At 55.8% G+C, this 8,422-nt stretch carries 7 protein-coding genes; 4 read left to right on the forward strand and 3 right to left on the reverse strand.

From position 1 onward, the window contains the following. Positions 1-10: 10 nt before the first annotated feature. The gene (locus tag EX20_RS21765) at positions 11-1,204 is read left to right on the forward strand and encodes an acyl-CoA dehydrogenase family protein (RefSeq protein WP_034194724.1); all 1,194 of its coding nucleotides are present in this window, start codon (positions 11-13) and stop codon (positions 1,202-1,204) included. Further along, complete coding sequence (locus tag EX20_RS31160; protein WP_072465583.1) at positions 1,205-2,335, forward strand: acyl-CoA dehydrogenase family protein; 1,131 nt, start codon at positions 1,205-1,207, stop codon at positions 2,333-2,335. 562 nt (positions 2,336-2,897) lie between these two features. Here EX20_RS31160 and EX20_RS21775 read toward each other — a convergent pair. After that, positions 2,898-3,671, reverse strand: a complete 774-nt coding sequence (locus tag EX20_RS21775; protein WP_034194726.1) for an SDR family NAD(P)-dependent oxidoreductase — start codon at positions 3,669-3,671, stop codon at positions 2,898-2,900. A gap of 467 nt (positions 3,672-4,138) precedes the next feature. Between EX20_RS21775 and EX20_RS32130 the strand changes: the two genes are divergently transcribed. Continuing rightward, positions 4,139-4,618, forward strand: a complete 480-nt coding sequence (locus EX20_RS32130; protein ID WP_034194727.1) for an MFS transporter — start codon at positions 4,139-4,141, stop codon at positions 4,616-4,618. 514 nt (positions 4,619-5,132) lie between these two features. Here EX20_RS32130 and EX20_RS21785 read toward each other — a convergent pair. Together EX20_RS21785 and EX20_RS21790 are read right to left on the reverse strand one after the other, a co-directional pair. Continuing rightward, positions 5,133-5,894: a FadR/GntR family transcriptional regulator gene (locus EX20_RS21785; RefSeq protein WP_231572276.1), complete on the reverse strand. Its 762-nt coding sequence runs from the start codon at positions 5,892-5,894 to the stop codon at positions 5,133-5,135. A gap of 541 nt (positions 5,895-6,435) precedes the next feature. Continuing rightward, positions 6,436-7,230 carry an enoyl-CoA hydratase/isomerase family protein gene (locus EX20_RS21790; RefSeq protein WP_034194728.1) on the reverse strand — a complete coding sequence of 265 codons (795 nt, stop codon included), beginning with the start codon at positions 7,228-7,230 and terminating at the stop codon, positions 6,436-6,438. A gap of 688 nt (positions 7,231-7,918) precedes the next feature. Between EX20_RS21790 and EX20_RS21795 the strand changes: the two genes are divergently transcribed. Further along, positions 7,919-8,422, forward strand: a 504-nt coding sequence (locus EX20_RS21795; RefSeq protein WP_034194729.1) for an IS5/IS1182 family transposase, incomplete at its 3' end; no start/stop codon positions are given.

The following is an 8,422-nucleotide window of genomic DNA, read 5'->3' on the forward strand; positions in this document are numbered from 1 at the left end:
TTCCCTATCTATGGACCTGCAAGAAACAGAAGCCGATGCACAGTTCCGGCAGGAGGTTCGCGCATTTATCAGCGAAAACCTGCCAGGACATATTCAGAAGCGCTTACGTAACGGACATTCTGCCGAGCATGATGACATTGTCACGTGGCAGCGCATTCTCAATCGCCAAGGCTGGGCTACACCGAGTTGGCCGCGCGAGGTGGGTGGGCCGGGATGGACTGCCACACAGCGCTCCATTTTTCTGGACGAGCTTTACTCAGCATGTGCGCCGCTTCCTCTCAACCTGAATGTTTCGATGGTGGGACCGCTGATCATCCGATACGGTTCGGAGGAACAGAAACAGCGCTTTCTGCCCGCGATCGCGAACCTTGACCTCTGGTTTTGCCAGGGCTTTTCTGAACCGGGTGCTGGCTCGGATCTCGCGGCGATACGCGCGCGGGCAGATCGAAGCATTGACCCAAGTGTCTACGTTGTGAATGGCCAGAAGATCTGGACATCTACGGCGCAACATGCGGACTGGATGTTCGCATTATTGAGAACGTCGAGCGAGGGGAAAAAACAGGCAGGCCTGACGTTTCTACTGATCGATATGAAGACGCCAGGCATAACGGTGCGTCCGATCATCTCAATTGACGGAGAGCATCACCTGAACGAGGTTTTTCTCGACGATGTGCGCGTACCCGTTGGAAACCGGATCGGAGAGGAAAACAAGGGTTGGGAGTACGCCAGATATCTGTTAGGTCACGAGCGTACCGATGTCGCGGTAATTGGTCGGACCAAGGAACGCCTGCGACACGCACGTACGTTGGCAGGACAGGTAAAGCGCCGTGGTCGTCCGCTAATCGAGGACCCCGTCTTCTGTCAGCACTTGGTCCGGCTAGAGGCGGAGATTCGGGCTCTCGAGGTTACTCAGCTACGCTCCTCTTTACATGGTTCGGCTGAGACGGATGCACAGCGAATTCCGCTGCCTTCGCTTCTTAAATTGAAGGGTACAGAGCTATATCAGGCATCCACTGAGCTTCTCTTTCGGATCGCTGGTCCGCTGGCAGTTGCAGAGGGTGCCGAAGAGCCAGTCCTGGGCGTCGACGAGCATTGGGCCGCGCACTTGGCACCCGCCTATTTTTACTCTCGTGCTCAGTCGATTTTTGGCGGGACAAACGAGATTCAGCGAAATATTCTCGCCAAAGCGTTACTGGAGCTCTAAATGAATTTCGACCTTTCGGACGAACAACGTCAATTGAGAGATAGCCTGGAGCGTCTTCTCTCGAACCGATATCAGTTTGAGCAACGTCAGCAATATTGCGCGACCGATGAAGGATTCAGTCGGGACGTGTGGGCTGCCTATGCTGAGTTGGGGTTGCTCGGCCTTGCGATTCCGGCGGAATACGATGGTTTCGACGGCAGCGCCGTAGATACCATGCTCGTTATGAACTCGCTTGGTTCTGTACTTTCCCTTGAACCATTCCTTGCGACAGTTGTACTCGGTGCAAATGCCGTATTGTGGGCGGGTGCTGCGGAGCAAAAACAGGCGATCTTACCTGGTGTAGCTAGCGGCAGGTTACTTCTGGCCTGGGCGCACGAAGAGCCAGATACCTATGGTGTTTTGCATCACGTCGCTGTCCGAGCAGCAGAGAAGAACGGTCATTGGCGTCTTACTGGCAGGAAATCCACGGTGCTTCATGGCAGAAGTGCTGATAAAATTATCGTCACGGCGCGGAGAGCAGGCGTGGATGACGATATGGGCGGTATTGGTCTATATCTCGTCGATGCCTCGGACCCAGGTGTTATTCGCCGTAGCAAAAAGTTGCGGGATGGAACTCCCGCCGCCAGCATCGAGTTAGTCGATGCTGCTGCGGAACCTTTGGGATGCCTCACGGACGAGGAGTCGTTTGCCTTGGTGGAGCGTGTTGTGCAGGCAGGTGCCGCGGCGTCTGCGGCGGCGGCGGTAGGCGCTATGGAAAGATCACTTCGGCTTACGGTCGATTATCTGAAGGTACGTCAGCAGTTTGGTCGCCCGCTTGCCGAAAATCAGGCGCTCCAGCATAGACTTGTTGACATGCTGGTTGCACTTGAGCAGGCACGTAGCAGTAGCTTGCTGGCGACCATGGCGCTGGGTTATGTCGACGCCGTTGAACGTCGGCATGAACTCTCGGCTGCCCTGATGGTTACAGGGAGCAGTAGCCGATTTGTGGGTCAGCAGGCGGTGCAGTTGCACGGCGGTATCGGGATGACAGAGGAATATCCTGTCGGGCACTATTTCCGGTTCCTTGCAGTCAATGAACAGTTGTCTGGGGATGCGGATCAGCATGCTTCTGAGCTTTCTGCGATGCGCTAACGCGACTGTGTGACCTGAATGCGTGCCGAGACCGCCTATCATCGGAGATCTGATTGAGAGTAGATGGGACGGCGCGCATTCGAAAGCAATGCTTAACGATCCTGTTATGGCAGGAATATTTGGACTGGCATCCATCCACCGATGGATTCTTTGCTTTAAGGAGAGGGCATCGGGGATAACGGTCGGCACACGTACGGGAATTCCAGACCCGGCATGGAGTCCAGCAGATGCTTATGTCTCGCGCGATACGTGATGCACGTATGCGTATGAGCACCCAACCGTTCAGTTAGATTTCCCCAGTGACGATATAAGCGCCCATGTCGTGTATCGGCTCATCGCTACCGGGGCACGTGCGCCCTCCGTCTGAGGTGACTGCGTGACCTCAGACGGAGGGCGCGCTGCCAGTGCTCTTTGGGTGCAGTGCAAGCGCTCTTTTGCCCCATAGGACTACCCGGATCCGTATAGGGTATTGGCGGGTAATTGCAGATGGTCTGGCGACCGCATTAATTGAGCCGAGCCAATGTGCGGTCGGCCTGACCTTGGCGCATATCGAGGGCCAATATTAGAGGGAAATATGGAAGCCACCATTTACGCCAAGATGCTGACCGGTGATATAAGAGGCGGCGTCTGACAACAGGAAACACACTGTCTTGACCACCTCGTCAGGTGTTGACCACCGTCCCATCGGGATCTGGGCAAGCATGCCCTCGCTGAATTTTTCGCCGCGCACGACTTCTGTCATCTGCGTTTCGACTACGCCAAAACAAACCGAATTGGTACGGATTTGATGCTTGCCCCATTCACGGGCCGCAGTCATGGTCATACCGAGCATTCCTGCCTTTGCGGCAGAGTAGTTAACCTGACCGATTGAGCCCTTGCGACCGGCGTCTGACGAAATATTCACGATTGACCCGCCTACTGCGTCCCCGCTTTTGGCCCGGCTGACCATGTGTCGTCCGACAGCCTGCAACCAGAGGAAAGTTCCGGTCAGATGTACGTCGAGCACGCTTTGCCACTGCTCAAGTGTCATCTTTTCGATCATCGCGGGACGAGTGACACCGGCGTTGTTGACCAAACCATGCACAGCACCGAAACGAGACACGGCCTCGCCAACCGCCCGGGACGCGAGTTCGGGATCGACCACACTTCCCGCGACGGCCATAACCCGATCACGGGGTAACTCCGCCACACTGTAGTGCAACGCGTCACTATTGAGATCTACCGCGACGACGTTGCCTCCGAGGTTCGTCACTAGACGAGCAATAGCTTGCCCAATTCCTTGGGCCGCGCCGGTCACAACTACCGTCCGCTCACTGAAATCAATTAATTGGTTCATAAGTATATTGGTTCAACCATTAGTGGAGTGACCATCTTAGATGCTTCGGACGCTTCCGTCAATTTGGCTGTTACCCAGATTGCCTATAGCCTGAACGGCCAGGGACTTGTTTGCAGCCGATTCTTCGGGGGCGAGACTTGGGGAGCGGGTTGTACCTCCGCGGGCCCGCATAGGTCCCGGGAGCGAGCGATGTCGCCCGTTTAGCGTCGATTCTGGGATTTGCGCCTGAATATGTTTCGATAGAGCGCACGGCGCGTGGTTGAAGGCCGCGTACCCCACTGATGCTTCACGGCATGCGGGATCTGAAGAAGTCCTATGTCTCCGCCTAGCACTAGAAAGCGTCTCTTAGCTATGCTGTCGGTTGCTACGATTCATGGTGTCACGGATCGGCGCAAAGGCGCCGGGGATGATCGCCGTATGGCGCCAGTTGGAAGTGGTGTCAAACGTGGATTCGAAGGGCCTTAAGAATGCGGTTTTTTACCGAATTTCGCAATGGCGTTTTCGCCGTTTTCGGGTATTGGATTAGGCTTGCGGAAGCTCTCGCCCTCGATGATGATGCGGTAGGCACCACAGCGTTTCCGGTTTCGATTCTCGTGCTGCTGTACGCGGGAACGTCACCCTACTTATTGATGCTGTTTGGTCTCTTGTACGGAGGGGCGAACGGAATGATGACAATCCTGCGCGGAACGATTGCGCAGGATGCGATGTGGACCGAGGGTAACGGGGCGATCAGCGGTTTGCTCTCGGCTCCGTCGAACATCGTGAAAGGCGTCGCACCCATTTCCGGTGCCGCCTTTTGGACCATCCATCGAGACTATGCGTTAGTCGAGTGGGGAATTCTCGGGGTCTCGCTCGTGTCGACTGCCGCGTTTCTAGTTGCGATGCAATTCGCCCCTCGTCAGCAGGCAATCGATCATCGTGTCGCGGCCGGCGTGATACGGACGTAACATTTAAGAAGCATAACGCGCGACGCATGAAAATGCGTGCAACACGCGCCGAAGACTACGACCTCATGCGGGCCGTGCTGGTCGCGGGTGAACTTCCGGTTGACGACCTCTCGGAAAATTCCCCGATCCGATTCCTCATTGCTGAGTACCCCGGCGCTCCAGTTTGGTGGCTGCATCGGCTTGGAGGTGCATGCTCGCGACGGCCTGATGCGCTCACTGGCGGGTGCAGTCGAACCTGCGAGCGCTTTCGGTCGACGCGGCCTAACGCCGGCACTACTGTTACGCGGGTCCCCGTATGCCTGATTCGAATCCGTCCGCGACCGTCACGGAAGGATACGTCCGATGGGTGCCAGCCATCGAGTTTTTCATGAACTGTGTCAGTAGTTTTGCACTCAGCTGGCGCAGATTTCACTTTCTTTGGCACCCGACATATGCGCCGAGATTTCGGCAGCATGATACGCAGCGCATGGCCGAAGTCCCGGTGAAAAGCGAACCGGATTTGGGCCGCGTGACCTCAATTGAGGTCGGTCGTTTCCTTGGCAACGCGTTTTAGCTGAGTGAGATATTGCCGGTGTAGCCGTTCCAGATGCTCTGTCATCTCCCTACCTGCAGCAGCTTCGTCTCGGGCGCGCAGATGGGATACCAGGCGCCGACGCGAGGGCACCACGGTGCGGGTGAGTTGGGGACCAATTGCATCGATAAACTGCCGGGTGATCTTGATAATCGCTTCCATTACTATCATCATCACAGGGTTGTGTGTTGCTCTTCCGAGCAGTGAATGGAAGGTGAGCAACTCGTCGGTCCAGGCGTTCATGTCCTGGGTTTTCATCGCCCGTTCGGTGGCGTCAATGTTGGTTTCGAGCTGTAGGAGATCATCCTCGGTAGCGTGCCGGCACGCTACCCGTACCACCAGATCCTCAATCCATATGCGTGATTCCGTAAGCTGGGTCGGTGTGATAGCGCCCAGATGGTACAGGTCGAGAAACCCTCCTACTACGACGGATGGGTCTCCTGGGCGGACAAAAGCTCCGCCCTTGATTCCTTTGCGTAGTTCTATCATTCCCGATATCTCGAGAGAGCGAAGTGCCTCGCGCAAGGTATTGCGACTGACGTTAAAAAGCACCGCAAGCTCCCGCTCACTTGGGAGGCGATCGCCGGGTCTTAACTTTCCCGAAGAGATCAGATTTCGTAGCTGTAGGGCAATTTCTTCGAAGGCTCTCGCCGTTTGAACAGGTCTGACGTCAAGAGTGAGGTTGATGACTGGATTTGAAGTCACGATGGCCGCCGTAGTGAATAGCGTCCGGAGTCGGAAGACTCCGGACGAACACCTTGCAGTGTAATTGGATCATCCATAGTACCATTTGATCTGTTGTACTTGATTTGACAAATTGATCTAGGGCTCAATCGCAGTCGGACATTCTCCGTAAGCAATGCGAGGCTGGCGGCGAAAACACGGCTTCCGGAATTCACTGTAATGCAGCGGGTCTTTGGTATAGCGCTGTCACAACATGTCTGCCGCCCCGTATCAGTTGATGCCGGAATCATCCGGCTGAGCGGCTGTTGCCTCAGATCTCCATGAACTTCACCCGCTGGCGACGCCATAGAGGTTCACGCGTCCATCCGCTTGATACGATCTCTTCAATCGGTCGTCGCTCATCGAGCTCTCAACGTGGAGTCGATCGCTGATGCGCCCACAGGTCATCGTTACCCCATTGCCTATCCTCAGAACACGCCGTTAGCTCGTGAAGACGTGACTGATAAAAACAACGGTCCGTCCAGCTGACATGGGTAACGAAGACTGCGCTCTCACATAAGATTTATGATTTTTGCGCCTTCCACTGGAACGGGAGTGGCTTTCGGCCAAGGAACGCGTCAATTGCAGCTTTGGGTTCCGGTGCCGAAAATGCCGCGGCCTGGCTGGAGGCCTCCATGGCGAACATTGCATGCTGGTCCGAGTCGAGAGATGCTGTGAGTGCCGCTTTTGTTAGCGCAAGAGAAGTCGGCGATGCACTGGCCAGGCTGAGAGCAATTTCCCGGGCTCTTTCCTCAATCAGCTCGCTCTCGTGGATCTCCATAACGATGCCAAGATCTAACGCTTCGACAGCGTCAATTTCACGCGTTGAAAAAATGATCTCCTTGGCGCGCTGCAGGCCGACGACCCGAGGTAGCATATACAGTGCGCCGAGATCGGGAACGAGCCCCAGCTTGAGGTGCGACATTGAAAAGCGTGCGCGCGGCGATGCAAGAATCATGTCTGCGGTCAGCGCAAGGGAGAAACCCGCTCCGTAGGCAGGGCCGTCGACCACGGCGATTAACGGGCGGCTGAGATGAAGTAGGTCGTTAATCGCCCTCAGTCCTGTGGTAATGCGTTGCTGCCAGTATACCGCTCCAGCGTCCGCATTCGCCTGGAGGTCTTGAATGTTGCCGCCAGCACAGAAGCTGCCCTGACCACCGGTCAGGACCAGAGCCCGAACCGTCAGGTCATTACGCACCTGTTCGAGCACGGTCATCAACTCCTCACGGAGGAGCGTGTCAAAGGGATTTCGCTTTTCAGGGCGTGAGAGACGAATCCAACCGATGCCTGTTTCGACGGCGAAATTCAGTGTTTTCATTGGCTGTGCTCCGTAATTCCAACCAGTGTGTTCATTCAGCGACCGCCGGCGGCGTTGGACCGTCTCGGAGTGCCGGATAGCATGCACCGCTCCTTCCGAATGGATCGCAACGGCGTATCACTCGGCTGGACTGTTTATTGACCCTTTGATCAACAGGATGCCAGTGTTCTGCTTGTGGCTTCCGTGGGCGTGGCAGGGCTGAATTCGGTAAAGGTTTGGATTGAGTGGTTAAGCATCTGTTTGGCGTTGTGACAAATGAATCGACATGTTTGCCTGTCTACATCAGCACAACCACAATTTAGTTTGTGTCCATAGTGGTCCAGATAACGCTATCAGAACTTCAGTCTCAAACAGTAAGCGGCTCGTCAATGATCACTTTGGTTTCGCATTCCCGCGAGCGCTGGCGGTTGGCCTGCGCACGAAGTGGTAATTGTGCGAGCGTCCTCGATTGCGATTCGACGGCTTCTCGTGGCTCGATCGTATCGCCGCATGATACCGGTATTGTTATAATGGTTCAACCAAATCACGACACCAAATCACGAGACTATTGTCGAACTGGGCTAAGTAGTCGGTCCTGAAAAACTCGAAACGCCTTGCGCAGCAAGGGTTTGAAGCTGAAAGTTGTTGATGCATTTGCAGGAACCTGGCAGATTGTGGGTTGTTTCCTGCAAATTCTGTCGAGGTCTGGATGGGTCCGAAGACAGCGGTGAGCGAGGGCGATTTGTTCCGGCATCCTCTGCGCGAGCAGATCAACCTGAAGCATCCGCTGGTGCGTCTGGCCGATCTGATCAACTGGGATGGATTGAATGCGTCGATGAGCGCGAGCTTCGTCTCACGCAAGGGTCGGCCGGCCACGTCACCGAGGCTGATTGCTGGCTTGCTGTATCTCCAGCATGCGTTCGATCTGTCGGATGAGGACGTGGTCTGGCAATGGGTGGAGAACCCGTATTGGCAGGGCTTCACCGGCGAAACATTTTTACAGACCGAGCCGCCGATCGATCCGTCGAGCCTGACGCGCTGGCGCAAGCGCCTGGGTGAGGCCGGAGTTGAGGAGTTGCTGGCCGAGACGATCGAAGCGGCAAAGCGCGCGGGCGTGATCAAGGCCTCAAGCGCGAAGCGTGTAATTGTCGACACGACGGTCATGCAAAAGGCGATCGCCCATCCAACCGATTCTCGCCTGCTCGAGCGGTGT

This window comes from Burkholderia sp. WP42 (genome assembly GCF_000745665.1).
GTDB lineage: Bacteria > Pseudomonadota > Gammaproteobacteria > Burkholderiales > Burkholderiaceae > Burkholderia > Burkholderia vietnamiensis.